21 protein-coding genes are annotated in these 24,168 nt (G+C 72.6%); 7 read left to right on the forward strand and 14 right to left on the reverse strand.

The window, feature by feature from the left end:
* The first annotated feature begins 128 nt into the window (after positions 1-128).
* On the forward strand, positions 129-1,028 hold the full coding sequence (locus C593_RS0104675) for an LLM class flavin-dependent oxidoreductase (protein ID WP_018846152.1): 900 nt from the start codon (positions 129-131) through the stop codon (positions 1,026-1,028).
* Positions 1,029-1,102: 74 nt separating this feature from the next.
* Here C593_RS0104675 and C593_RS0104680 read toward each other — a convergent pair whose 3' ends face one another.
* From C593_RS0104680 to C593_RS0104690, 3 genes are all read right to left on the reverse strand, one after another.
* Entirely contained in the window at positions 1,103-1,702 is a 600-nt protein-coding gene (locus C593_RS0104680) for an RNA 2'-phosphotransferase (RefSeq protein WP_486591072.1), read from the reverse strand.
* A 128-nt stretch (positions 1,703-1,830) separates the two neighbouring features.
* On the reverse strand, positions 1,831-2,799 hold the full coding sequence (locus C593_RS0104685) for a MerR family transcriptional regulator (RefSeq protein WP_020610225.1): 969 nt from the start codon (positions 2,797-2,799) through the stop codon (positions 1,831-1,833).
* Positions 2,796-4,586, reverse strand: a complete 1,791-nt coding sequence (locus tag C593_RS0104690) for an SDR family oxidoreductase (protein WP_018846155.1) — start codon at positions 4,584-4,586, stop codon at positions 2,796-2,798. Before C593_RS0104690 ends, C593_RS0104685 begins: the two co-directional genes overlap by 4 nt.
* A gap of 329 nt (positions 4,587-4,915) precedes the next feature.
* On the opposite strand from C593_RS0104690, the gene C593_RS0104695 reads away from it, so the two are divergent.
* From C593_RS0104695 to C593_RS0104715, 5 genes are all read left to right on the forward strand, one after another.
* Positions 4,916-5,890, forward strand: coding sequence for an ABC transporter ATP-binding protein (locus C593_RS0104695; RefSeq protein WP_018846156.1), 975 nt, complete (start codon positions 4,916-4,918; stop codon positions 5,888-5,890).
* Positions 5,887-6,813 (forward strand): ABC transporter permease, encoded by a 927-nt coding sequence (locus tag C593_RS0104700; RefSeq protein ID WP_026277350.1) that lies wholly within the window; start codon positions 5,887-5,889, stop codon positions 6,811-6,813. The genes C593_RS0104695 and C593_RS0104700 overlap by 4 nt, the downstream gene beginning before the upstream one ends.
* The gene (locus C593_RS0104705) at positions 6,810-7,721 is read left to right on the forward strand and encodes an ABC transporter ATP-binding protein (protein WP_018846158.1); all 912 of its coding nucleotides are present in this window, start codon (positions 6,810-6,812) and stop codon (positions 7,719-7,721) included. Before C593_RS0104700 ends, C593_RS0104705 begins: the two co-directional genes overlap by 4 nt.
* Before the next feature lie 17 nt (positions 7,722-7,738).
* Positions 7,739-8,458 (forward strand): ABC transporter permease, encoded by a 720-nt coding sequence (locus tag C593_RS0104710; protein ID WP_018846159.1) that lies wholly within the window; start codon positions 7,739-7,741, stop codon positions 8,456-8,458.
* Positions 8,459-8,742: 284 nt separating this feature from the next.
* Positions 8,743-9,429, forward strand: coding sequence for a hypothetical protein (locus C593_RS0104715; protein ID WP_026277351.1), 687 nt, complete (start codon positions 8,743-8,745; stop codon positions 9,427-9,429).
* A gap of 217 nt (positions 9,430-9,646) precedes the next feature.
* Here C593_RS0104715 and C593_RS0104720 read toward each other — a convergent pair whose 3' ends face one another.
* The 9 genes from C593_RS0104720 to C593_RS0104760 form a co-directional block, all read right to left on the reverse strand.
* Positions 9,647-10,462, reverse strand: coding sequence for an HAD family hydrolase (locus C593_RS0104720; protein ID WP_018846161.1), 816 nt, complete (start codon positions 10,460-10,462; stop codon positions 9,647-9,649).
* The gene (serS, locus tag C593_RS0104725; protein WP_018846162.1) at positions 10,459-11,736 is read right to left on the reverse strand and encodes a serine--tRNA ligase; all 1,278 of its coding nucleotides are present in this window, start codon (positions 11,734-11,736) and stop codon (positions 10,459-10,461) included. Before serS ends, C593_RS0104720 begins: the two co-directional genes overlap by 4 nt.
* Before the next feature lie 634 nt (positions 11,737-12,370).
* Entirely contained in the window at positions 12,371-13,312 is a 942-nt protein-coding gene (gene pheA, locus C593_RS0104730; protein WP_018846163.1) for a prephenate dehydratase, read from the reverse strand.
* A 133-nt stretch (positions 13,313-13,445) separates the two neighbouring features.
* Positions 13,446-14,720 carry an iron uptake transporter deferrochelatase/peroxidase subunit gene (gene efeB, locus C593_RS0104735; RefSeq protein WP_051093624.1) on the reverse strand — a complete coding sequence of 425 codons (1,275 nt, stop codon included), beginning with the start codon at positions 14,718-14,720 and terminating at the stop codon, positions 13,446-13,448.
* 96 nt (positions 14,721-14,816) lie between these two features.
* Positions 14,817-16,937, reverse strand: a complete 2,121-nt coding sequence (locus C593_RS0104740; protein WP_018846165.1) for a copper resistance protein CopC — start codon at positions 16,935-16,937, stop codon at positions 14,817-14,819.
* Positions 16,938-16,956: 19 nt separating this feature from the next.
* Positions 16,957-17,418: a copper chaperone PCu(A)C domain-containing protein gene (locus tag C593_RS0104745; RefSeq protein ID WP_018846166.1), complete on the reverse strand. Its 462-nt coding sequence runs from the start codon at positions 17,416-17,418 to the stop codon at positions 16,957-16,959.
* Positions 17,415-18,077 (reverse strand): SCO family protein, encoded by a 663-nt coding sequence (locus tag C593_RS0104750; protein ID WP_018846167.1) that lies wholly within the window; start codon positions 18,075-18,077, stop codon positions 17,415-17,417. The genes C593_RS0104745 and C593_RS0104750 overlap by 4 nt, the downstream gene beginning before the upstream one ends.
* Positions 18,078-18,106: 29 nt before the next feature.
* Positions 18,107-18,853 carry a YcnI family protein gene (locus tag C593_RS0104755; RefSeq protein ID WP_018846168.1) on the reverse strand — a complete coding sequence of 249 codons (747 nt, stop codon included), beginning with the start codon at positions 18,851-18,853 and terminating at the stop codon, positions 18,107-18,109.
* A 124-nt stretch (positions 18,854-18,977) separates the two neighbouring features.
* Entirely contained in the window at positions 18,978-19,772 is a 795-nt protein-coding gene (locus C593_RS0104760) for a hypothetical protein (RefSeq protein ID WP_018846169.1), read from the reverse strand.
* Between the two features lie 271 nt (positions 19,773-20,043).
* On the opposite strand from C593_RS0104760, the gene C593_RS0104765 reads away from it, so the two are divergent.
* Complete coding sequence (locus C593_RS0104765) at positions 20,044-20,508, forward strand: ATP-binding protein (RefSeq protein WP_018846170.1); 465 nt, start codon at positions 20,044-20,046, stop codon at positions 20,506-20,508.
* Positions 20,509-20,715: 207 nt separating this feature from the next.
* Here the strand turns inward: C593_RS0104765 and C593_RS0104770 are convergent, their stop codons facing one another.
* Positions 20,716-22,170: an aminopeptidase P family protein gene (locus tag C593_RS0104770; protein ID WP_018846171.1), complete on the reverse strand. Its 1,455-nt coding sequence runs from the start codon at positions 22,168-22,170 to the stop codon at positions 20,716-20,718.
* Between the two features lie 173 nt (positions 22,171-22,343).
* Positions 22,344-23,912, reverse strand: coding sequence for a PP2C family protein-serine/threonine phosphatase (locus C593_RS0104775; protein WP_078521175.1), 1,569 nt, complete (start codon positions 23,910-23,912; stop codon positions 22,344-22,346).
* Positions 23,913-24,168: the final 256 nt, after the last annotated feature.

Raw genomic sequence — 24,168 nt, forward strand, 5'->3', positions numbered from 1 at the left:
GGTGTCGCCGGGTAACAGCAGTCGGGGGCCGGCACGGCGTCCGGGGCCGGCCGCCCGCGGCCCGGTGCGGCCGGCTCCCGGGATGGGGGCCTCCGGTGCTCAGGACGCCTGCGCGTAGGGTCACCACCATGCGACTGAGCACCGTGATCCTGCCGATCGACCGCTGGCACGAGGGAGGCCGCGCCAAGTGGCGGCACGCCGAGGAACTCGGCTTCCACGCCGCGTACACCTACGACCACCTGTCCTGGCGGACCTTCCGCGACGGGCCGTGGTTCGGCGCGGTCCCCACGCTCACCGCCGCCGCGGCGGTCACCGACCGGATCCGGCTCGGCACCCTCGTCACCTCGCCGAACTTCCGGCACCCGGTGACCCTCGCCAAGGAGCTGATCTCGCTGGACGACGTCTCCGACGGGCGGATCGTGCTCGGGATCGGGGCGGGCGGCGTCGGCTTCGACGCGACCGCCCTCGGGCAGGAGCCGTGGTCCCCCAGGGAACGGGCGGATCGGTTCGCCGAGTTCACGGCGCTGCTCGACCGGCTGCTCACCGAAGGGGACGTCTCCCAGGAGGGCACCTACTACTCGGCCGTGGAGGCCCGCAACATCCCGGGCTGCGTCCAGCGGCCGAGGCTGCCGTTCGCGGTCGCGGCGACCGGTCCGCGCGGCCTGCGGCTGGCGGCCCGGTACGGGCAGGCGTGGGTGACGACGGGCGACCCCAAGCTCTTCGAGTCGGGGACACCGGAGCAGTCGCGCGAGGCACTGCGCCGGCAGGCGGACGCCCTCGCCGGCGCGTGCGCGGAGATCGGCCGGGAGCCCGCCGGGATCGAGAAGATCCTGCTCACGGGGTTCACCCCGGACCGGACGCGGCTGCTGGAGTCGGTCGACGCCTTCGTCGACTTCGCGGGGCGGCACCGTGAGCTGGGCTTCACCGAGCTGGTGATCCACGCCCCGATTCCCGACTCGGACTTCGCGGTCGACCCGGACGTGTTCGAGCGCATCGCCACGGAGGGCCTGGCGCAGCTCGGGGACTGACCCCACGGGCCCGAGCCGCACGGGCGGCGGGCCGTCCCGGTGTGGTCCGGGCACGGTACGGTTCCGCGCCCGGCCTACGCCCCGGGGAAGCGGATGTGCTCCGGGGGCACCGAGGCCGTCAGCCACACCCCGTTCGCGCTGACCCGGAAGACGTGTCCGGCGCGGTGCATGGCTCCCGCGTGCACGGACAGGACGACCGGGCGGCCGCGCCGCGCGCCCACCCGGGTCGCGGTCTCCCGGTCGGGGGAGAGATGCACGTCGTGCCGGGCCATCGGGCGCAGCCCCTCGGTACGGATCGCGTCCAGATTGCGGGCGACCGTGCCGTGGTACAGGTACTCGGGTGGTTCGGCGGGCGGCAGACCGAGGTCCACCTCGACCGTGTGTCCCTGGTTGGCCCGGATCAGGGAGCCGTCGACGGTGAAGCGGCGCTTGTCGTTGACGGCGACGACGCGGTCGAGTTCGGCGCGGGTGAAGCGGAACCCGTGCTCGGCCGCGGCCCGCATCAGCTCGTCGATCGCCACCCAGCCCTGGGCGTCCAGGCTGATGCCGATCCGCTCCGGCTGGTGCCGCAGGTGCTTGGAGAGGTACTTCGAGACCGTGACCGTGCGGCGTGCGTCGGGCGGGGGAGCGTCCGGTCCCGGGTCCTTCGGATTCATCGGTTCCATCGGTTCCATCGGGTCAGAGTGCCGGGGGAAGGCCGCGGCCGCCACTCGAATCGGTTTCGGTCGCAGGGTTTGATCCACAGCCAACTCGCTTTATCCACAGGCGCATTGAGCATTCTGTGGACAACGGATCTGCCCTTTCAGTCCATTTGATCAACTATGCGTTCTTTGACGTGATTTGCTGCCAGACGGTCCATCACACGTGCCCTGACCTCCCGTTCGGTCGCGGCGGCGATGAACTCCACGACCCCGTCAACCCCAACAAGCCTCTCCACGCCGTCGATCACCCCGGCCGGAAGGACGACGGATCGGGTGCCGGCAGCCGGTTCATCCGTCTTCCCCGGAGCGAGGTGCCGGCGCAGGTGCCGCGTCGCGAACAGCTGCATGGCACGAGCGAGTTCCGCGTCCACCGTCTGCCGGGCCAGCGGCCGGAGCCGCCGCACCAGGGAGGCCGCCTCCGCCGCCTCGGCATCGCTGGGCGGCCCGTGCTCCAGATAGCGGGCGAAGACATGCTCGGTGGTGAACTCCAGGAAACGGGAGGCGATGTGCTCGACCTGGAGCCGAAGTTCCCTCAGATGCGCGGAGATCGCCCGAAGTGGCACACCCTCGGCGTACAACTCCACCGCCACCGCGAGCTCTTGGGGGCTCGGCACCAGGAACTCGTCCCGGGCGCCCGGGACCGGCTCCAGCACACCGAGCTCCACCGCCTCGGCCAGGGCCCGTTCGTCCGGTGCCCCGCCGAAGGCCGCGTCCAGCTCGGCGCGGGTGATCCGCGTCGTCTCCTCGTCCGTCCACGGGCCCTGCACCTCGGCGACGAGACCGAGCACCCCGCCGAGGCCCCGCCCCGCGTCCCATGCCTCCAGCAACTCCTTGATGGAGGACAGGGTGTACCCGCGGTCGAGCAGATCCGCGATCTGCCGCAGCCGGGTCAGGTGCGCCGCCCCGTACACATTGGCCCGGCCGCGCCGCTCCGGCCTCGGCAGCAGGCCGCGGTCCTGGTAGGCGCGGATGGTGCGGACCGTGGCCCCGCTGAGGTGGGCCAGATCCTCTATCCGGTACTCGGCGGACGGTTCCCCGGGTGCGGGGCCCTTGGCCACGGACCCGTTCACAGCGGGGGCTGGAGCCGGGCGAGACCGCGCAGGGCCTTCGGGGCGAGTCGCGACAGCAGCCGGGCGCCCCGGGCCTCGGGCGTCACCGGTGCCACGGCCCGGTTCCTCGCCACGGCCCGCAGCACCGCCTCCGCGACCTTCTCCGGCGGATAGTTGCGCAGCCTGTAGAGCCGGGTGGACTTCTTCTGCCGGCGCTCCTCCTCCGCCGCGTCGACCCCGGCGAAGCGGGAGGTCGCGGTGATGTTGGTGTTGACGACGCCGGGGCAGATCGCGGACACCCCGATCCCCTGCCCGGCCAGCTCCGCCCGCAGGCACTCGCTCAGCATCAGCACGGCCGCCTTCGAGGTGCTGTACGCGGGCAGGGTGCGGGACGGCAGGAAGGCCGCGGCAGACGCGATGTTGACGATGTGGCCGCCCTGACCGCGCTCCGCCATCTGCCGGCCGAAGAGCCGGCAGCCGTGGATCACGCCCCACAGGTTGACGTCCAGCACCCGCTTCCAGTCGTCCGTGCCCGTGTCCAGGAACGAACCGGCAAGGCCCACACCGGCGTTGTTGACCAGGACGTCCACCACCCCGTGCTCGGCGGCGACGCGGTCGGCGAGCTTCTCCATCTCCTGCTCGTCGCTCACGTCCACCGCCTCGGCCCACGCACCCGGGGCGCCCTCGTCCAGGGCCTCCTCGGCCACCCGCGCCGCGCCCTCCGCGTCCCGGTCCACCGCCACGACCCGGGCGCCGACCCGGGCGAAGGCCAGCGCCGTCGCCCGGCCGATGCCGCTGGCCGCGCCCGTGACCAGGACGAGCCGGCCGCCGAAGCGCTGCCCGTACTCCCCCTGCGCGGCCGGGGCCGTGAGCGATGTGCGCTGCTCCACGGCACCTTCACCCCCCTCGTGCGCCGTGATGAACTCGGATATCCACAAGGCCAGTTGATCGGGCCGGGTGCGCGGGACCCAGTGCTTCGCGTCCAGGGTGCGCCGGGTCAGCTCCGGCACCCACGCGCCCAGGTCGTCGTAGAGCCGCTCGGAGAGGAAGGCGTCACCGGTCGGTGTGATCAGCTGCACGGGCGCGTGGGCGTGCGCGTCCTCGCGGGGGTGCCGCAGCCGGGTGCGGACGTTGTCCCGGTAGAGCCAGGCGCCGTGGGCCGCGTCCTGCGGCAGGGAGGCCGTCGGGTAGTCCCCGGCGGGCACCCCTTCCAGCTTCTCCAGCATCCGGGGCCAGCGCCTGCCCAGCGGGCCGCGCCACGCAAGCTCCGGCAGGACCGGGGTGTGGAGCATGTACACGTACCAGGACTTGGCGCCCTGGCCGAGGAGTTGGCCGACCCGGCGGGGGGTGGGCCGGGACATCCTGCGCTTGATCCAGTGGCCGAAGTGGTCCAGGGACGGCCCCGACATCGAGGTGAAGGAGGCGATCCGGCCCCGGGTGCGCGGGGTGGTCACGAACTCCCAGCCCTGCACGGAGCCCCAGTCGTGGCCGACCAGATGGACCGGCCGGCCGGGGCTCACCGCGTCGGCGACCGCCAGGAAGTCGTCGGTCAGCTTGGCCAGGGTGAACCCGCCGCGCAGCGGCTTCGGGGCGGTCGAGCGGCCGTGCCCCCGCACGTCGTAGAGGACCACGTGGAAGCGGTCGGCGAGCCGGGAGGCGACCTCGGACCAGACTTCCTTGCTGTCCGGATAGCCGTGCACCAGCAGCACCGTCGGCCGTGCCGCGTCACCCAGCTCCGCCACGCACAGCTCGATGCCGCCGGTCCGGATCCGGCGCTCGCGCGCCCCCTGCAGACCCCTGGTGCCCACTGGACTCTCCCTCTCCCCGGCCCCTGCCACGGTCCGTCCCCGCCGTGCCACGTGCTGTGATCTGACACCGATGAATGTGACAATGCCCGACGGCTGCGTCAAGAGGTCCGCCGCGCCTGTGGAAAACCTCCCGGGTGCCTGGCTGCCCGGCTTCCGTCCGTCCCGGCTACCGGCCGGTCCCGGCACCCCGCGGCCGGCCGGGGGCGGCGCGCCCCGACACCTCTCAGGTCGCACGGCCCCTACGGGCCCGTAGTTCTGGAGTCGGACACGGTTCGGCCCGCGAGGCTGACGTGCGGTGTGGTGCGCGCCACTACCGTCGAAGCGTGACTGTGATCGCGACCGAAAGCCTGAGCAAGCGGTTCCCCCGGGTGACCGCGCTTGACCGGCTCTCGTTGGACATCGGCCCCGGTGTGACCGGCCTGGTGGGCGCCAACGGAGCCGGCAAGTCCACGTTGATCAAGATCCTGCTGGGTCTGTCCCCCGCCACCGAGGGCCGTGCCGCAGTGCTCGGCCTCGACGTGGCCACGAGCGGCGCCGAGATCCGCGAGCGCGTCGGCTACATGCCCGAGCACGACTGCCTGCCGCCCGACGTCTCGGCCACCGAGTTCGTCGTCCACATGGCGCGCATGTCCGGGCTCCCGCCGGCCGCCGCCCGCGAGCGGACCGCCGACACCCTGCGCCATGTCGGGCTCTACGAGGAGCGGTACCGCCCCATCGGCGGTTACTCGACCGGTATGAAGCAGCGGGTCAAACTGGCCCAGGCGCTGGTCCACGACCCGCAGCTGGTGCTGCTGGACGAGCCGACCAACGGCCTCGACCCGGTCGGCCGGGACGACATGCTGGGCCTGATCCGCCGTGTCCACACGGACTTCGGGATCTCGATCCTCGTCACCTCCCACCTGCTGGGCGAGTTGGAGCGCACCTGCGACCACGTCGTCGTCATCGACGGCGGCGCCCTGCTGAGGTCCAGTTCCACCCAGGACTTCACCCGCACCACGACCACCCTCGCGGTCGAGGTCACCGACTCCGACGCCCACCCGGACGGCACCGCCGCCCTGAGCGCGGCCCTGACCGCCGCCGGGGTCCGGCTGGCTGCGAGCACCGAGGAGGGCCTGCCGGGTGCGGGTCACATCCTGCTGCTGGAGGCCACCGGCGAGGAGACCTACGACGTCGTCCGGGACACGGTCGCGGGCCTCGGCCTGGGTCTGGTCCGGATGGAACAGCGCCGCCACCACATCGCCGAGGTCTTCCGGACCGAGGCGCGGGAGGCGGCCGAGGGGAGCATGGAGGTGCAGTCCCGGTGAGCACGCACACCCCCGGAACATCCGTGTCGCGCGCCGGCGGCGCCCCCGACGCGACGCGTATCCACAACATCGGCTACCGCCACTACGAGGGCCCCCGGCTGGGCCGCGCCTACGCCCGCCGCTCGCTGTACGCGCAGTCGCTGCGCGGGGCGTTCGGCCTGGGCCGCTCGGCGAAGTCCAAGGTCCTGCCGATGATCCTGACGGGCATCATGGTCCTGGTGGCCGCGATCATGGTCGCGGTGGCGGTCGCGGTGCCCAACACCACCGAACTCCCCATGGAGTACACCCGCTACGCCATCGTGATGCAGGCCCTGATCGCGCTCTTCCTCGCCGCGCAGGCCCCGCAGTCCGTCTCCCGCGATCTGCGCTTCAAGTCGGTTCCGCTGTACTTCTCGCGCCCCATCGAGCGGGTGGACTACGTGGTGGCCAAGTTCGCGGCGATGGCCTCGGCCCTCTTCGTCCTCACCGGTGTGCCGCTGGTGATCCTCTATCTCGGCGCGCTGCTGGCCAAGTTCGACTTCGCCGACCAGACGAAGGGCTTCGCGCAGGGCATGGTCTCCGTGGCACTGCTCTCCCTCCTCTTCGGCGGGATCGGGCTGGTGCTCGCGGCGCTCACCCCGCGGCGCGGCTTCGGCGTCGCGGCGGTCATCGCCACCATGACGATCACCTACGGCGCCGTCTCCACCGTCCAGGCCATCGCCTGGGAGACCGGCTCGCCGGGTGTGGTGGAGTGGCTGGGCCTGTTCTCGCCGGTGACGCTGATCGACGGCGTGGGGACCGCGTTCCTGGGCGCGACCTCCGCGTTCCCGGGCGGGCAGGGGCCGGGCGCGGGCGTCGGCGTCGTCTATCTGGCGGTCGTCCTCGCGCTGGTCGCCGCCTCGTACGGGATCCTGATGCGCCGCTACCGAAAGGTCGGACTGTGACCACGATCGAGATCGCGAACACCTCACGGTGGTTCGGCAACGTCGTCGCCGTCAACGACGTCACGATGACGATCGGGCCCGGCGTCACCGGGCTCCTCGGCCCCAACGGCGCCGGGAAGTCCACCCTGATCAACATGATGGGCGGCTTCCTCGCGCCCTCCACCGGCACCGTCAGCCTCGACGGGAAGCCGATCTGGCGCAATGAGACGGTCTACCGGCACATCGGCGTGGTCCCCGAGCGGGAGGCCATGTACGACTTCCTCACCGGCGAGGAGTTCGTCGTCGCCAACGCCGAACTCCACGGCCTGGACGCGCGGGCCGCCCGCACGGCCCTCGCCACGGTCGAGATGGAGTACGCGCAGGACCGCAAGATCGGCACGTACAGCAAGGGCATGCGGCAGCGCGTGAAGATGGCCTCCGCGCTGGTGCACGACCCCTCCGTGCTGCTGCTGGACGAGCCGTTCAACGGGATGGACCCGCGGCAGCGGATGCAGCTCATGGACCTGCTGCGGCGGATGGGCGCGGACGGCCGGACCGTGCTGTTCTCCTCGCACATCCTGGAGGAGGTCGAGCAACTCGCCTCGCACATCGAGGTGATCGTCGCCGGCCGGCACGCGGCCAGCGGCGACTTCCGGCGGATCCGCCGGCTGATGACGGACCGGCCGCACCGCTATCTGGTGCGCTCCAGCGACGACCGCGCGCTCGCGGCGGCGCTGATCGCGGACCCGTCGACGGCCGGGATCGAGGTCGACGTGACCGAGGGCGCGCTGCGCGTGCAGGCGGTGGACTTCGGCCGGTTCACGGAACTGCTGCCGAGGGTCGCGCGGGAGCACTCCATCCGGCTGCTGACGGTCTCGCCCTCCGACGAGTCCCTCGAATCGGTCTTCTCCTACCTCGTGACGGCCTGAAAGGAGCGGTGACGCAGATGTACAACCCCACAGTCGCCCGGCTCACCTACCGGGGCGTCCTCGGCAGGCGGCGGGCCGCGGTGCTGTTCGTCCTCCCCGCCGTGCTCATCGTGATTGCGGTCGCGATCCGGACCTTCAACGGGCCGGACGACCAGATCGCGGCCGATGTCCTCGGCGGGTTCGCCCTCGCCACGATGGTGCCGCTGATCGGCGTGATCGCGGGCACCGGCTCGATCGGCCCGGAGATCGACGACGGCTCGATCGTCTACCTGCTCTCCAAGCCGGTGAAGCGCTCGGAGATCGTCTTCACCAAGCTGATCGTGGCGATCGCGGTCACGATGGCGTTCTCGGCCGTCCCGACCTTCGTCGCGGGCTTCATCCTGAACGGCAACGGCCAGCAGGTCGTGATCGCCTACACGGTCGCCGCGCTGGTCGCCTCGATCGCGTACAGCGCACTCTTCCTGCTGCTGGGGACGGTGAGCCGGCACGCGGTGGTCATCGGCCTGGTCTACGCGCTGGTCTGGGAGACCCTCTTCGGCAGCCTGGTCCCGGGCGCGCGCACCCTGAGCGTCCAGCAGTGGTCGCTCTCGCTCGCCGAACGCATCGCCGGCGACGGCCTGATCGGCTCCGACGTCGGCCTCCCGGCCGCGGTCGCCCTCCTGGCCGGTGTCACCGTCGCCGCGACCTGGTACGCGGGCCAGAAACTCCGCGGCCTCACCCTCGCGGGCGAGGAGTGACCCCCCGCGCAGCCTGAGCCGCGCCCACACCGCCCGGCCCCGCCTTTCCGGCGCGGGGCCGGGCGTTCGCGTGACTGTGCGCTTATCGGTTCGTTGTCCACCGTGCGTGGAGGCAACTGGAGTGAGCAGCGTCGAGCGTTCGTGAAGTCGGGGATTGCCGGTGCCGGGTGCGAGGGATCTCGCCGGGCCGGTCATTGAGTGGATTGCACCGTGAGCCGACCTCCACCCCTGTGCCCGGGGTCAGGGCCGTCCATGATCGGTTTCCGCTTACGGAAGGCATGACCATGCCACCAGAAGGTGTTCTGCTCGAATCGCGCGCGATGCGCGACAGCGTCAACGGGCGGGTCGAGGCGCTCGACAAGGTGAAGGCTCTGCGGCTGCTGCCGGACGGCGTCCATGTGTCCACAGACGGGGTCGCGGCGTACTACGAAGTATCCACAGAGGTCGTGCGACAGATGGCGTCACGACACCGGGAGGAGCTCGCCGGGAACGGGATGCGGGTGCTGCGAGGCTCTGAGCTGCGCGAATATCAGAGTGACAACATGTCACTCTCATCCGGAGGTCCCGGAAGTTATCCACAGCGCCGGTCCGGGCTCACCCTCTTCACCCGCCGCACCGTGCTCAACGTCGGCATGCTCCTGCGTGACAGCGACATCGCGCGGCGGGTGCGGGCCTATCTGCTCGACGCCGAGGAAGGGTGGCGTGACAGCCACGCCTCGCTCGATCGCCGGGTCACCGAGACCGAGCGCGGGCTCGCCGGGGTCGGTGTGGCGCTCCAGGAGCTGGGGCCCGTGCTGCAGCGGATGTCCCTGCGGCTGGACAGCCTCGACCGGCGGCTCGACGCCACCAACCGTGTGGTCGGGGCGATGAGCAGCAGGCTGTGCGAGCTGTCCGACGACATGGTCCGGATGGACGCCAGGATGGACGACGCGGTCCGGCAGTTGAGGGAGCTGCGCCGACGGCGGCGCTGACACCCGGCAGCCGTACGCCGCCGGTCGCGGGTCGGTGCCGCGTGGCCGGCGGCATCCGGCATGCCCGCCGGAATATTCGGTGGCATCGAACTGGTGTACGCGGCACAGTGGACGAACCGGTGCACAGTGCCCAGCGCACGGCACCGGGCACGGGGCCGGGGTGGCCGCTTCGAGCGCGCGGTTGCGCGGGCCGCCCCGGCCCCGTCGGTCGGCGGGCTCAGGCGTCGGCGAGGAGGTGTTCCAGGACGACGGCGATGCCGTCGTCGTCGTTGGACGCGGTGATCTCGTGGGCCACGGCCTTGAGTTCGTCGTGCGCGTTGGCCATCGCCACGCCGTGCGCCGCCCAGCCGAACATCGGGATGTCGTTGGGCATGTCGCCGAAGGCGATGGTGTCGGCAGCCCGCAGGCCCAGGCGGCGGGCCGCCAGGGAGAGGCCCGTCGCCTTGCTCAGGCCGAGCGGCAGGATCTCCACTATCCCCGCGCCCGCCATCACCACGTCCACCAGGCTGCCGACGGTCTCCCGCGCCACCGCGGCGAGTTCGTCGTCGCCGAGGGTGGGGTGCTGGATGTAGACCTTGTTCAGCGGCGCGGCCCACAGGTCGGACGGCTCCCGCATCGGGACGTACGGCAGCGGGCCGCCCTGGGCGCGGTATCCGTCGCCGATGAGGACGTCGCCGTCCAGACCGTCCCGGCTCGCGGCGAGCAGCAGCGGGCCGACCTCCGCCTCGATCTTGGAGAGGGCGAGCCCGGCCAGCTGCCGGTCCAGGGTCACGGAGGTGAGCAGCCGGTGCTCGCCCGCGTGGTAGACCTGCGCGCCCTGGCCGCAGACCGCCAGGCCCCGGTAGCCGAGGTCGTCCAGGATGTGGCGGGTCCACGGCACCGCGCGCCCGGTGACGACGATGTGCGCGGCACCCGCCGCGGTGGCCGCGGCGAGCGCGTCGCGGGTGCGCTGCGAGACGGTGTCGTCCGCCCGCAGCAGCGTGCCGTCGAGATCGGTCGCGACGAGGCGGTACGGGAAGCTGCCGGCGCTCACTTGGTGATCGGCTCCAGCACCTCGCGGCCGCCCAGGTACGGGCGCAGCACCTCGGGCACCCGCACCGAGCCGTCGGCGAGCTGGTGGTTCTCCAGGATCGCCACGATCGTCCGCGGCACGGCGCACAGGGTGCCGTTGAGCGTGGCCAGCGGCTGCACCTTCTTGCCGTCGCGCATCCGTACGGAGAGCCGGCGCGCCTGGAAGCTGTCGCAGTTCGACGCGGAGGTCAGCTCGCGGTACTTGCCCTGGGTCGGGATCCACGCCTCGCAGTCGAACTTGCGCGAGGCGGACGCGCCGAGGTCGCCCGAGGCGACGTCGATCACCTGGAACGGCAGCTCCAGGCCGGTCAGCCACTGCTTCTCCCACTCCAGGAGCCGCTTGTGCTCGGCCTCGGCGTCCTCCGGCGCGACGTACGAGAACATCTCGACCTTGTCGAACTGGTGGACGCGGAAGATGCCCCGGGTGTCCTTGCCGTAGGTACCGGCCTCGCGGCGGAAGCAGGGCGAGAAGCCCGCGTACCGCAGCGGCAGCCTGTCCGCCTCGACGATCTCGTCCATGTGGTACGCGGCGAGCGGGACCTCGGAGGTGCCGACCAGGTAGTAGTCGTCCTTCTCCAGGTGGTACACGTTCTCCGCGGCCTGGCCGAGGAAGCCGGTGCCCTCCATGGCACGAGGGCGGACCAGCGCGGGGGTGAGCATCGGGACGAAGCCGGCCTCGGTGGCCTGCGCGATCGCCGCGTTGACGAGGGCGAGTTCGAGCAGGGCGCCCACGCCCGTCAGGTAGTAGAAGCGCGAGCCGGAGACCTTGGCGCCGCGCTCGACGTCGATGGCGCCCAGCGCCTCGCCCAGCTCCAGGTGGTCCTTGGGCTCGAAGCCCTCGGCGCCGAAGTCGCGGATGGTGCCGTGCGTCTCCAGGACGACGAAGTCCTCCTCGCCACCGACCGGGACGTCCTCGTGGACCAGGTTGCCGAGCTTCAGCAGCAGGCTCCGGGTCTCCTCGTCCGCGTCGTTCTGCGCGGCTTCGGCCGCCCTGACGTCGGTCTTGAGCTGCTCGGCCTTCTTGAGCAGCTCGGCCCGCTCCTCGGGGGACGCCTTGGGGATCAGCCTGCCGAGCGACTTCTGCTCGGCGCGCAGCTCGTCGAAGCGCAGGCCCGAGGACCTCCGCTGCTCATCGGCGGAGAGCAGGGCGTCGACGAGGTCGACGTCCTCTCCACGGGCGCGCTGGGAGGCGCGGACACGGTCGGGGTCCTCACGGAGCAGACGAAGGTCAATCACCCCACCAGGCTACCGGTGCCGACTCGGGCCACCCCACCGCATATTGCCACGCGTGTCGCTTTGTCCGAATTGCTCGCATTGATAGAAAAGCCGCGGAGAATCGTCCCCGGCGGGGATTGTGATCCTTTTACGGGGAAAGGGAACGTTTTCCCGTCTCGGGGCCGGTCCACCGACCGGCCCCCAACCCACCCCACCCCACCGGTGGCGCGGTGTGTGTCGGTGTCCGCGTCCCGGGACCGCTTGTCCACAGGAAGGTTGGCATCCGAAAGAGTTATCCACAGGCTGTGCGGCGATCCTGTGGACCAAGGAATTGATCATTCCGAGGTCTGGCTTCGACTGGAGGATTCCTGGTTCAAACCGCGTTCGCGCACTCATTCGGGTGGGAATTCCTCGCCCTAAAGAGTTGATCGCGCGAATTGAGGTGACAAAGTCATCCTCCGACTCCCCGGGCGGAACTGGGTGGCGAGGGCCGATTTGTCGACCGTGCGACGGTCTCCGCGGCGACCTGTGTCGACTTGTCCCCAGGTCGAGAACCGAGCCTGTGGATAAGTTTTGTGGATAACGAAAATCAGCAGGTAGGACCGGCCACGGTCGACTGGGCTCTCGCCTGTGCCCGGTCCCGCCGGAGCCCGGCTCAGCCCTCCGCGCGCCCGTCCTGGCAGCGTGCCAGCCAGTCCGACGCCTCGGTGAACTCCGCGTCCGAGGTCCCCGCGCGCAGGGGCCGCACATCCTGCCGCGCCACCCCCGCCCGCGGGTACGAGCCGAGAAAGCGCACCTTGGGGCAGATCCGCTTGAGGCCCATCAGGGCCTCCCCCACCCGCCGGTCGGAGATGTGCCCCTCGGCGTCCACCGCGAAGCAGTAGTTGCCGATCCCGGCGCCCGTCGGCCGGGACTGGATCAGCATCAGGTTGACCCCGCGCACCGCGAACTCCTGGAGGAGTTCCAGCAGCGCACCCGGGTGGTCGTCGCCGAGCCAGATCACCACGGAGGTCTTGTCCGCGCCCGTCGGCGCGGACGGCCGCGCGGGCCGGCCCACCAGCACGAAGCGGGTCTCCGCGTTCTGCGCGTCGTGGATCTCCGTGACCAGGGGCTCCAGCCCGTACGTCGCCGCGGCGAACTCGCCCGCGAAGGCCGCGTCGTACCGGCCCTCCTGCACCAGACGGGCCCCGTCCGCGTTGGACGCCGCCGACTCCCACAGGGCGTCCGGGAGATGGGCCCGCAGCCAGTTGCGCACCTGGGGCTGGGCGACCGGGTGACCGGTGACGGTCTTGATCCCGGCCAGCCCGGTGCCGGGCCGCACCAGCAGGGCGAAGGAGATCGGCAGCAGAACCTCGCGGTAGATCATCAGGGGCTCGCCCGCGGCGAGTTCGTCGAGGGTGGCGGTGACACCGCCCTCCACCGAGTTCTCGATCGGCACCAGCGCCGCCGCGGCCTCACCGGCCCGCACGGCGTCGAGCGCCGCGGGGACGGAGACCATCGGGACGAGTTCCCGGGTGGCGGCCTCGGGGAGCGTGCGCAGGGCGGCCTCGGTGAAGGTGCCCTCGGGACCCAGATACGTGAAGCGCGTGGCGGACATACCCGTCACCCTAGGGCCTGACCGCACCCGCCCGCCGTGCCGTCCGGCGCCCGGACGGGTACCCGCCCCCACCCCGGACGGGCACCCGGCCCCGCCCCGGACAGGCCCGGCGCTCGGTGCCCCCGGGCCCGGCTCAGCCCTCCAGCAGTCGCTGGCCCACGTACTCGCCCGCAGCCGGCGCGGCCGGCACCGCGAAGAGCCCGCTCGCCTCGTGCCGGACGAACGGTGAGAGCGCGTCCCCGCGGTCGAGCTTGCGCTGCACCGGCACGAAGCCGCGCAACGGGTCCGCCTGCCAGCAGACGAAGAGGAGTCCCGCGTCCGGTGTCCCGTCCGCCGCGATTCCGTCGTGGTAGGAGAACGGCCGCCGCAGCATCGCCGCGCCGCCGTTCTGCTCGGGTGCCGAGATCCGGGCGTGGGCGTTCGCCGGGACCACCGGCCTGCCGTCCGCTCCGGTCGCGTCGAGGTCGGGCTCGGTGGTCTCCGTGCCGCCGGTCAGCGGCGCGCCGTCGGACTTGCGCCGGCCGATCACCTTCTCCTGCTCGCCGAGGGAGAGCTTCTCCCAGTCGTCCAGCAGCATCCGGATCCGCCGGAACACCGCGTACGAACCCCCCGCCATCCAGGCCGGATCGGCCGAGGACGGCACGAACACCCGCTGGGCGAAGTCCGGTTCGGAGGGCTTCGGGTTGCCGGTGCCGTCGACCTGACCCATCAGGTTGCGGGCCGTCATGGGCTTGGTGGTGGCTCCCGGGGAGCGGTTGAAGCCGGTCGTCTGCCAGCGCACCCGGGCCGCTTCGCCCGCCGCCTTCTGGAGGGCGCGCAGGGCGTGGAAGGCGACCAGCGCGTCGTCCGCGCCGATCTGCACCCACAGGTCGCCCTCGGACCGCTTCGCGTCCAGGGCGTCCGCCGAGAAGGCCGGCAGCGGGTCCAGCTGCGCGGGCCGGGCCGCGACCAGGGAGGTGCGGTCGAAGAAGGTGTGCCCGAAGCCGAAGGTGACGGTCAGCGAGGACGGCCCCGCGTCGAGGGCGATCCCGGTGTCCCCGTCCGCCGCGGGCCGGCCCCCCATCAGCTCCCCGGCCAGCGCGGACCAGCGTCGCATCAGCGCCGCGGCCTCCCGCCGCCCGGCGCCCGGGGCCAGGTCGAAGGCGACCAGGTGCCCGTGTGCCTGCTGGGGATCGGTGATCCCCGCCTGGTGCCGGCGCCCGTCGCCCCGGTGGAAGGGGACGGCGGTGGAGCCGACCGTGGTGAGCGCGGTCGGCTCGCTCCGCGTACCGGCCCAGGCCGCCGCGCCGCCGGCCGCGCCCAGGGCGAGCCCGGTCGCACCGGCGGCCCCCGCGGTCCCGAGCAGCCGGCGGCGGGAGACGCCGGTCTCCGCCGCGGGCCCCGGTCCGGGGGCGGCGGAGCCGGTCACGGTGGTGTCCGTGGTGTCCGCGGTATCGGTGGTATCCCTGGTGTGCGTGGTGCCCCGGGTGCTCTTCGGGGCCTTGGCGCGGTCTTTCACGGTGGTTCAGCCGATCTTGATGTTCTTGTCGACGGTGGCCTGGTCGATGTCGGAGGTCCGCACGGTGACCTTCACCTGCCAGGTGCCGGGCATCGGGATCTGGACGGAGTTCGCGCTCCAGTGTCCGGCGGTCACGCGGTCGGGAGTGATCGGCAGCGGGCCGATCTGCTCCGCCTTGAGCGTGAACGACACCTTCAGCTCCTCCGCGTCGAGGGGTTTGCCGCCGGACGCCTCGGTCCAGACGTGCATCTCGTTGGAGCCCGGCTGCGCGGGGTCGAGGGTGAGCCGGACGGTGCCCTTGCCGCCCACACCGCCGGTGTCGAAGGGCAGCTTGATCTCGGCAGGGCCGGCGGGCGCGGCGGGAGCCGTCCGGCCGGTGCCGGCGAGGCCGGCCTCCTCCTCGGTGCGGCCCGGTTCGGTCGAGGTGAGCACGGTCGTCACCGCGAGGATCACGACCGCGATGCCCGCCTCGGCGAGGACGGTGCGGCGCAGGCCGGACCGCTCGGTGTCGGCGTCCCGGGCCCGCCGCCGTTCGGCGGTCGCCACGGCGGCCCGCTGACGGGCCAGTTGGGCGGCCCGCTCGGGGTCGGCCGGGTCCTTCCCCGAGGCCGCGGCCACGTCCGCGACGGGGGCCGTGTCCGCGTCCGCCGCGCCCCCGGGCACTGAAGTCCCGGCCACCGAAGCCTCGGCCACCGAAGCCTCCGCCGCGTCCCCGTCGACCACGCCGGCCGCGTCCGCCTCCGAGGCCCTGTCCGCCCGGTCGGCCCGGTCCGCCCGGTCCGCCGGGCCGGAACCCGCCCCGCCCGCCACCGGAGCGCCCGCCCCCACGGCCACCGCCGCCGTCTGCTTCTCCGTCGCCACCGGCACCTCGGACAGCCGCCGCGTCCACCGCCGCGACAGCCAGGCGACGCCCACCAGCACCGCCACCAGCGCGATCTTGATGAGCAGCAGCTGTCCGTACCGGGTCCCGGTCAGCGCCGACCAGGAGCCGACCTGCCGCCAGGACTGGTACACCCCGGTCGCGGCCAGCACGGCGACGCTCCAGAACGCGGCCGCCGAGAACCGCTCCACGGCCGTCCGCTCCACCGCGTCCGAGCGGTACAGCGCGGTCAGCAGGGTGGCGAGGCCGCCGAACCAGACGGCCACCGCCAGCAGATGCAGCACATCCACCGGCATCGCCAGCCCGGACTGGATTCCCGTCGACGCGTGCTCGGAGAGCGCCCAGGTCGCCGCGATCCCCGCGGCCACCACCGTGCCGCCCATCGCGAGCCCGAAGCTCAGGTCCCGCTTCTCCGCCGGGTCCTCGCGCCGCGCGTACGCCCCGAAGAGCACGGCCACGAACAGCGCCGCCGCCCCGAGCAGCAGCAGCCGGGACATCAGCGCCGCCCCGGTCTTGGTCTCCAGCACCTCCCCGAGCGCGCCCAGGTCGGTGACGTCCCCGAGCCCGCCGGATCTGGTGTACGGGCCGCGCAGCAGCAGCATCGCCAGCGTGGCGGCGGTCAGCGTCACCCACCCCTGCACGACCAGCCGCTGGACGGGGCGCACCGAGGCCCCGCGCGGCCAGCACAGCAGGATGAAGGCCGCACCGCCCGCGAGGACGGTGAAGCCCGCGTAGGCCGCGTACCGGGCGATGCCGTAGAGCACGCCGACGGCGCCGCCGCCCGCCTCCTGCTGCGGCACGGTGACCGTGGTCTTGGAGGGGGCGCCGATGGAGAAGGTGAAGGCGCCCGCGATGGGATGACTGTCGGCGGAGACGGCCCGCCAGGCCACCGTGTAGGTGCCGTCGGGCAGCCCGGCGAGCAGGCTCACCCCGTACGTGACGGTGCCGCCGGTGCCGAGGTCGCGCACGTCCTTCTTGTCGGCCCGCTTGCCGCTCGGTTCGAGGACCCGGATCGCGTCCTCCCCGACGGCGATCTGCTCGGAGAAGGTGAGCTTGATCTCCTTCGGCGCGGTGGCCACCACCGCCCCGTCCGCCGGGTCGGTCGACAGCAGCGCGGCGTGCGCGGACGCGGGGCCCGCGCCCGCCAGCAGGGCGCCGAGGACCGAGCCCAGGAGCAGGGCCGCGGCCAGGAGCAGCCGTATCGCCGCCGCCGGTCCGGAGCGCGGGACGGTGGTGGTGGTCGTCATGCGATCAGTCCCTCACGGCTCAGTGATGCGGGTTGTAGGTCGCCGCCTTGACGGGGACCTCCACGGTGATCGGGTCCGACTTCTCGAAGTGCAGCTCCACGGAGACCGTGTCGCCTTCCTTCGGCTGTTCCTTCAGGGCCATGAACATGATGTGGTTGCCGCCGCGTTCGAGGTCCAGGGAGCCGTCGGCGGGCACGTCGAACGACGTCACCTGCCGCATCTTCTGGTCCTGCGTCTCGTGGATCTGGACGTCGTCCGAGAGCTCGCTGGTGACGGAGGTCAGCTTGTCGCCCGCACCGCCGGTGTTCTCGACGGTGAGGAAGCCGGCCGCCATGTCGCTGACGGGTTGTGGCATGAACGCGCCGCTGACCGTGAGTTCCGGCTCGCCGGAGCCGGACGCGGAGCAGCCCGCGAGGACCAGGGGCGCGACGACGGCGGCGGCCAGGGCCGGGCGGAGCCGGGGGATGCGCGGGCGGGTCACGGCTTCGCCCCCTTCACGAGCTTCGGCAGGTCCTTGGTCCACTCGTCGACCGAGGTGTCCTCGCCGTAGAGCGCGTACCCCTCGTCCGTCTCGGGGGAGAAGGCGATGACCTGCGCGCCGTGCATGGAGACGACGTCGCCGTTCTCGTCCTTCTCCGGCGCCTCGATGCCGATGCCCATCGAACGGGCGCCCGCCTGGATGTCGGCGAACTCGCCGGTGAGGCCGATGAACGAGGCGTCGCCGGCGCTCGGCAGCCACTTGGCGAGCTCGGCGGAGGTGTCCCGCTCGGGGTCGGTGGTGACGAAGACGACCTGGAGACGGTCCTGGTCGGCCTTGGGCAGGGACTTCCGGGCGGTCGCCAGGTTGCTCATGGTCAGCGGGCAGACGTCCGGGCAGTGGGTGTAGCCGAAGTAGACCAGGGTCGGCTTCCCCCTGGTCTCCTTCCGCAGGTCGAAGCTCTTCCCGCGGGTGTCGGTGAGGACCAGGTCCGGCTTGGTGAACGGGTCGTCCAGCAGGGTCGCGGCCTTCGTCTTCGGCTCGGCCGAGATCTCGAAGCCCGACTCGGACTTCGTGTCCCCGGTGCCGGTGGAGCAGGCGGAGAGGGCCAGGCCCGCGGCCGCGAGGAGCGCGGCCGCGAGCAGGTTCTTCTTCTTGCGCATCAGTGCGGTTCCAGACGTGGGATACGGGCTCAGGAGGCGCGGCGGCGGCCGGCCAGCACACCGAAGGCCACACCGGCGGCGCCGACCACGATGCCGACGACGGCGAGGACGCGTGCGGTCGAGTCGCTGCCGGAGGAGGCGGCGGCCTTCTCGGTGTGCTCGCCGTCCTTGGTGTGTCCGGCGTTCTTGTCGTCGGCCTCGGCGTCCTCGCCGGCCGCGCCGCCGCCGTGGTGGTCGTCGGAGGCGGCGGACAGGGCCAGCACGGGCGCGGGGGCCTCCGGCTCCTCACCGCCCTCGACCGGCTCCTCGATCCAGCGCACGACCTCCTTGTTGTCGTACGTCTGGAGGGCCTTGAAGACGAGCCGGTCGGCGTCCTCGGGCAGGGCGCCGAGGGAGACCGGGAACTGCTGGAAGAAACCGGGCTCGATCTTCGAACCGTCCGAGGTCCAGGTGATCTTGGTGACGGCCTCGGTGATCTCCCGGCCGTGCACCGTCAGCGGCTTCTCCAGCTTGCCCTTGGTGACCTCGGCCTTCCATCCCGGCACGGCCTGCGGCGAGACGGAGGCGATCGGGTGCTCGGCGGGCAGCGTGACCTCGAGCTTGACGGTCGAGGCGTTGTCGCGCTCGTTGGGGACCTTGAAGTTGACGGTGGCGTAGCCGCCCTTGGCGGCCTCGCCCTGCGGCTGGACGCTGACATGGGCGAAGGCGGTACCGGACAGGGCGACGACGGAGACGGCGGCGACTGCGGCAGCGGCGGCGGCGCGGGAAACGTTCATCGGGAAACACACTCCACGGTGAGGAGAGAAGCGAGGACGTGCCGCGCGCGGGCACACGCGGACACGGCACCCGGGCACGGCTGTGCACGGGTACGGCGGCTCCGCTCCCGTCGAGCGGGCCGCGTCAGGCGACGAGCGTGTATACGTGCGGCGGGCCGCGCCTGATCACCGTGTGCTGGAGTGCCTCGCGCCGCCGCAGGGCCGGGGGCCCGTCCCCGCCGGCCGGCACCAGGGTCGCGCCGGGCCCGGTGAGCGGCCCGCCGCGCAGCGCGCGGACGAGGGTGAGGGCGGTCCGCAGGGCGCGCAGCCGTGTGGTGGCGACCAGCCCGTGGGCCGAGCCGGCGGAGAGGGCCATCAGGCGCAGCAGGGCGGTGTCGCCGCGGCGCAGCAGCAGACCGGTCGCGACGGCGGCCAGCAGGTGCGCGAGCAGCATCGCGAGCGAGGGGACGCCGGTGGCGGCCGCGGCGGCAGCGGCGGCCTCCGCGCCGTGCGCGTGGGCGCCGTGCACCGCGGTGGCCGGGTCGATACCGGCGGTGGTGACGATGCGGCGGGCGTCGGTCGCCGTGATGGTGGCGGGGCCCGCCCCGCACATCAGCTTCGCGGCGATCGCGATGAGCGCCTCGTCCGCCGTCCGCGCGAGCTGGAGCCGGGTCTGCGAGAGCCCGAACAGGGTGTGCAGTCCGAGCTGTCCGGCGGTGAGCACCAGGGCGATGGCGGGCAGTGAGCGCTGCCGTCCCGTGAACGGCACGACCAGCGCGAACACACCGGCGAAGGCGGCGGCGAGCGTCCACAGCGGCACCGCCTCGCAGGCGGCGAGCACATGACCGGTCCCGGACAGCACGACACAGACCGCGGTGAACACCGCGGCCCTCAGGAGCCGCAGCCCGGCTCCGGTGCGTACGTGGCGCGTGGACGACATGGCCGGGTCATCATCGCACTGCCCCCTCGGAGCCCGTACGGCAGGTCCGGAAGATCCGGTTTGCCGACCGGGTGCGGAGCGGGCGCAGGTCGGGGCGGTGGGCGGCGGATCCGGGCCCGCCGGGGGAGCGTTCCGGGGGCGTCCGGAGGTATACACGCGCCTCCCCGGCCGCGCATCCGCCGAACGAGCGCTGTCGGTCTTCGCGGGCTTACCCCCCGGTGACCCGGGCAATACGTATCGGTATGTCGAGCCGCGACCAGGAGGCTGGAGCATGAGCATCTGGTGGTCACTCCGTCTGCGGCGCGACGCTGCCAGCGTGCCTCTCGCCCGGCGTCTGCTGCTGGGCGCGATGGAGACCGCGGGCGTCGACCCGGACATCTCCTTCGATCTGTCGGTCGCCCTCACCGAGGCGTGCGCCAACGCGGTCGAGCACGGCGGGTCGGCGGGCACGGGGGGAACGGGGGGCGGTGGCGCGGAGGAGTACCGGGTCACCGCGTACCTGGACGGCGAGAAGTGCCGGATCGAGGTCTCGGACTCCGGGCCCGGGTTCAGCCCGCGTCCGGTGGCCCCGCACGAACGCCGCCCGTCCGCCGTGGCGGAGAGCGGGCGGGGCCTGTGCCTGATCGAGCAGCTCGCGGACCATGTGCATGTGCGGAGCGGGCCGGGGGTCGGGGCGGTGGTCAGCTTCGACAAGATGCTGAAGTGGCGCGACGGCGCGCCTCTCGCCGTCGTCTGACCGCACCTCTCGGTCCGGGCCGTGCCCGAACCACTCAGCCCGCCGGCGTTCGAGGCGCGCACCGGACTTGCAGGCCGGTGGCCGCGGCACGGCCTGCGGCCGAATCCTCGAACGCCGGGCGGGCCGACGGGTTGACGGGCAACCCTCCGGCCTGACAAGCAGCGCCCCGGCCGGAGAGACAACGCCCCCGGCCTGAAGGGCGATTGCTCAGCCCCGGAGGGACGCCATCCACGCCTCGACCTCGTCCGCCTGACGAGGCAGCGCGGCCGACAGATTCCGGTTGCCGTCCTCCGTGACGAGGATGTCGTCCTCGATCCGGACGCCGATCCCCCGGTACTCCTCCGGCACCGTCAGGTCGTCCGCCTGGAAGTACAGCCCCGGCTCCACCGTCAGGCACATCCCCGGCTCCAGCGTGCCGTCGACGTACGCCTCGGTGCGTGCGGCCGCGCAGTCGTGCACGTCCATGCCGAGCATGTGCCCGGTCCCGTGCAGCGTCCAGCGGCGCTGGAGGCCCAGCTCCAGGACCCGCTCGACCGGGCCCTCGACCAGGCCCCACTCCACGAGCCGCTCCGCAAGCACCCGCTGCGCCGCGTCGTGGAAGTCGCGGTACTTCGCCCCCGGCCGCACCGCCGCGATGCCCGCCTCCTGCGCGTCGTACACCGCGTCGTAGATCTTCCGCTGGATCTCGGTGTACCGGCCGCTGATCGGCAGGGTGCGGGTGACGTCCGCGGTGTACAGCGTGGTGGTCTCCACACCCGCGTCGAGCAGCAGCAGGTCGCCCGCGCGGACCGGGCCGTCGTTGCGGACCCAGTGCAGCGTGGTCGCGTGCGGTCCGGCCGCGCAGATCGAGCCGTAGCCGACGTCGTTGCCCTCGACGCGGGCGCGCAGGAAGAACGTGCCCTCGATCCAGCGCTCGCTCGTCGCCTGCGCCTTGTCCAGGACCTTGACGACGTCCTCGAAGCCGCGTGCGGTGGAGTCGCACGCCTTCTGCAGCTCGCCGATCTCGAACGCGTCCTTCACCACGCGCGCCTCGGAGAGGTACACCCGCAGTTCCTCGTCGCGCTCGGCGGTGACCTTGTCGGTCAGGGCCGCCTCGATGCCCGCGTCATGGCCGCGGACGACCCGCACCGCCCCGGTGGCCTCGCGCAGGAAGTCCGCGAGCTCGCGCACGTCCTTCGCGGGCACGCCGAGGAGCTGTTCCGCCTCCGCGAGGGAGTGCCTGCGCCCGACCCACAGCTCGCCCTGGCCGGACAGCCAGAACTCGCCGTTCTCCCGGTCGGAGCGGGGCAGCAGGTGGATGGTGGCGCGGTGGCCGTCGCCCTCGGGCTCCAGCACGAGGACGCCGTCCTCGGTCTGGTCGCCGGTCAGGTACGCGTACTCGGTGGACGCGCGGAAGCTGTACTCGGTGTCGTTGGAGCGGGTCCTGAGGTTGCCCGCCGGGATCACGAGGCGCTCGCCCGGGAAACGGGCGGAGAGCGCGGCGCGGCGGGCCGCGGTCTGCTCCGCCTGCGGGATGGGCTCCAGGCCGTGCAGCTCGGTGTCGGCCCAGCCCTGGGTCATGTTCTCGGCCAGCTCGTCGGACACGCCCGGGTACAGGCCGTTCTTGCGCTGCTTGATCGGCTGCTCTTCTTCCGGGGTCTCCGGGGTGAGCTCCTCCGCCACGTCTGCCTCCTGGCCCTTCGGCCGCTCGCGATACGACTCGGGTCCCCGCCGGGTGCAGGTCTGCTCGTGCGGGGGACGCCCTCCATCGTATGTGCGAGCGGAAGACGGCCTCGGACGGTCCGGATGAATGTGACGAAGGCGATGAACCATGTGAACCATCCGAACCGGGCTAATCAGTCGAATCGTGCGGCGAGGAGCACGATGTCCTCTCCGTTCCCGTCGTGCGTCCCCGTGGTGCCGGACCCCGTGCCCCGGCCCGGTCCCTCCGGCAGCAGTGTGCGCAGCACATGGTCGACGATCGCCGAGGGGTCACTGCGGGCGGCCCTCGGCACGCTCGCTGCCGCCCTGTGCAGCCGGGTGAACGCCCGGTCCATGGCCTCACCGGTCTGCCGGAGCAGCCCGTCGGTGTAGAGAAGCACCGTTTCTCCGGGCTCCGGGGACAGCTCCACGCTGGGCGCCTCCCAGCAGGCGAGCATTCCGAGCGGGGCGGAGAGGGAGGTCTCGACGAAGTCGGTCCGCCGCTCGCCGACCAGCAGCGGCGGGGTGTGCCCGGCCCCTGCCAGAACGATCCTGCGGGCGGCCGGTTCGGCGTAGGCGAACAGGGCGGTGGCGGTGCGCGCGGGCTCGGTCAGGCGCAGCAGGAGTTCCAGGTCGGAGAGGACCGCGACCGGGTCCTCGCCCTCCATCACCGCGTACGCCCGCAGCGCGGCCCGCAGCCGGCCCATCGCGGCGAGGGCGCTCGGGCCCGACCCGCTCACCGAGCCGATCGCGAGGCCGAGGGCCCCTTCGGGCAGCGGCAGCGCGTCGTACCAGTCGCCGCCGCCGTGCGCACCGGTGTGGTGGCGGACCGCGAGGCGGACGCCGGGCACCCGGGGCAGCCGGCTGGGCAGGAGTTCGTCAGCGACCGTGGCCACCGTCGCGCGGGCGCGCTCCAGTTCCAGCAGGCGCGCGAGGTGTTCGGCGGCGTAGCGCGTGTAGAGGCCGATGAGGTGGACCTGGCGCTCGTCGGGGGCGGCGGGCTCGTCGTACAGCCAGACGGCCGCGCCGAGCACGGTCGCGTCCTCCGTGGCCAGCGGGGCGGTCCAGCTCGCGGCGTACCCGACGCGGCGGGCGACCTCGCGGTGCAGGGGGTGCAGGTCCTCGGCGAGCAGATCGGGGTGGGCCACCGGCTCGGGGGCGCCGGCGCCGGCGCCGCGGCCCTCCAGCATCGCGCCGTACGCGGTCGCCTCGCGCGGCACGGTCTCGATGTGGCCGAGGTCGGCGCGGCTGAGGCCGAGGCCCCGGGTGGTGGACCGGTCGTCGGGGAAGGGGAGGGCGCGGTCGCGGGCGGGGCGGGCCGGGGGTTCGAGGACGGCCATGCCGCGCGGGGCGCCGACGAGGGCGGCGCCGGCGGTCAGCAGTTCGTCGAGAGCGGCGGTCACGGTGGAGGTGCGGACCAGGCGCTCGGTGAGTTCGTGGAGGGTGGTGAGGTCGGAGACCCAGCCGGCCAGGCGGTCCTGGATCACCGCGCCCGGCGGAGGGGCCGCGGGGGCGGGCGGCAGCGGTGCCGGGGCCGCCGAAGTCTGCGAGGCGACAGAGCGCGTTGAATCGATTCCGGCCACTTTCGGCAGGTGCGGGGCGTTCACGGCCGCCGGCTTTCCGGCGGGTGCGTTTCGCTCAATAGCATCGCAAACCCCCATGTCCATCTGCGCCGCTACCCATGCGTCCACATCTACACGTAGACGAGAGGTGATGTCCAGCATTGTCCCGGTGCTATTGATGCCGTCCGGGGTCCGGTTAACTTGGCCGAAAAAAGCACCCGATGGAGGGTGGCTGCGGTCGACTGAGGGCGTTCGGCAGGGGGACCCAGGGGTTCGCACCCCGGGGAAAGCGTCATGGCCTGCGTGCTGGGTACGTGTACGGAGACGGTGGCGGCGAGGGGCAGTTGAGCACCTCGGAACCTGGCGGCGGCAACGGACGTCTTCATGTCCGGGGGCCGCGCTCCCGTCCTCCAGGCGG

The sequence above is a fragment of the Streptomyces sp. CNT372 genome (assembly GCF_000377145.1).

Excerpts from the sequence above, each read along its gene's own strand:
- C593_RS0104765 (WP_018846170.1), top strand. The coding sequence starts at position 20,044 with ATGAGCATCTGGTGGTCACTCCGTCTGCGGCGCGACGCTGCCAGCGTG.
- pheA (WP_018846163.1), bottom strand. The coding sequence starts at position 13,312 with ATGTCCGCCACGCGCTTCACGTATCTGGGTCCCGAGGGCACCTTCACC.
- C593_RS0104750 (WP_018846167.1), bottom strand. The coding sequence starts at position 18,077 with ATGCGCAAGAAGAAGAACCTGCTCGCGGCCGCGCTCCTCGCGGCCGCG.
- C593_RS0104675 (WP_018846152.1), top strand. The coding sequence starts at position 129 with ATGCGACTGAGCACCGTGATCCTGCCGATCGACCGCTGGCACGAGGGA.
- C593_RS0104715 (WP_026277351.1), top strand. The coding sequence starts at position 8,743 with ATGCCACCAGAAGGTGTTCTGCTCGAATCGCGCGCGATGCGCGACAGC.
- C593_RS0104760 (WP_018846169.1), bottom strand. The coding sequence starts at position 19,772 with ATGTCGTCCACGCGCCACGTACGCACCGGAGCCGGGCTGCGGCTCCTG.
- C593_RS0104740 (WP_018846165.1), bottom strand. The coding sequence starts at position 16,937 with ATGACGACCACCACCACCGTCCCGCGCTCCGGACCGGCGGCGGCGATA.
- C593_RS0104755 (WP_018846168.1), bottom strand. The coding sequence starts at position 18,853 with ATGAACGTTTCCCGCGCCGCCGCCGCTGCCGCAGTCGCCGCCGTCTCC.
- C593_RS0104680 (WP_486591072.1), bottom strand. The coding sequence starts at position 1,702 with ATGGAACCGATGGAACCGATGAATCCGAAGGACCCGGGACCGGACGCT.
- C593_RS0104775 (WP_078521175.1), bottom strand. The coding sequence starts at position 23,912 with ATGCTGGACATCACCTCTCGTCTACGTGTAGATGTGGACGCATGGGTA.
- C593_RS0104710 (WP_018846159.1), top strand. The coding sequence starts at position 7,739 with ATGTACAACCCCACAGTCGCCCGGCTCACCTACCGGGGCGTCCTCGGC.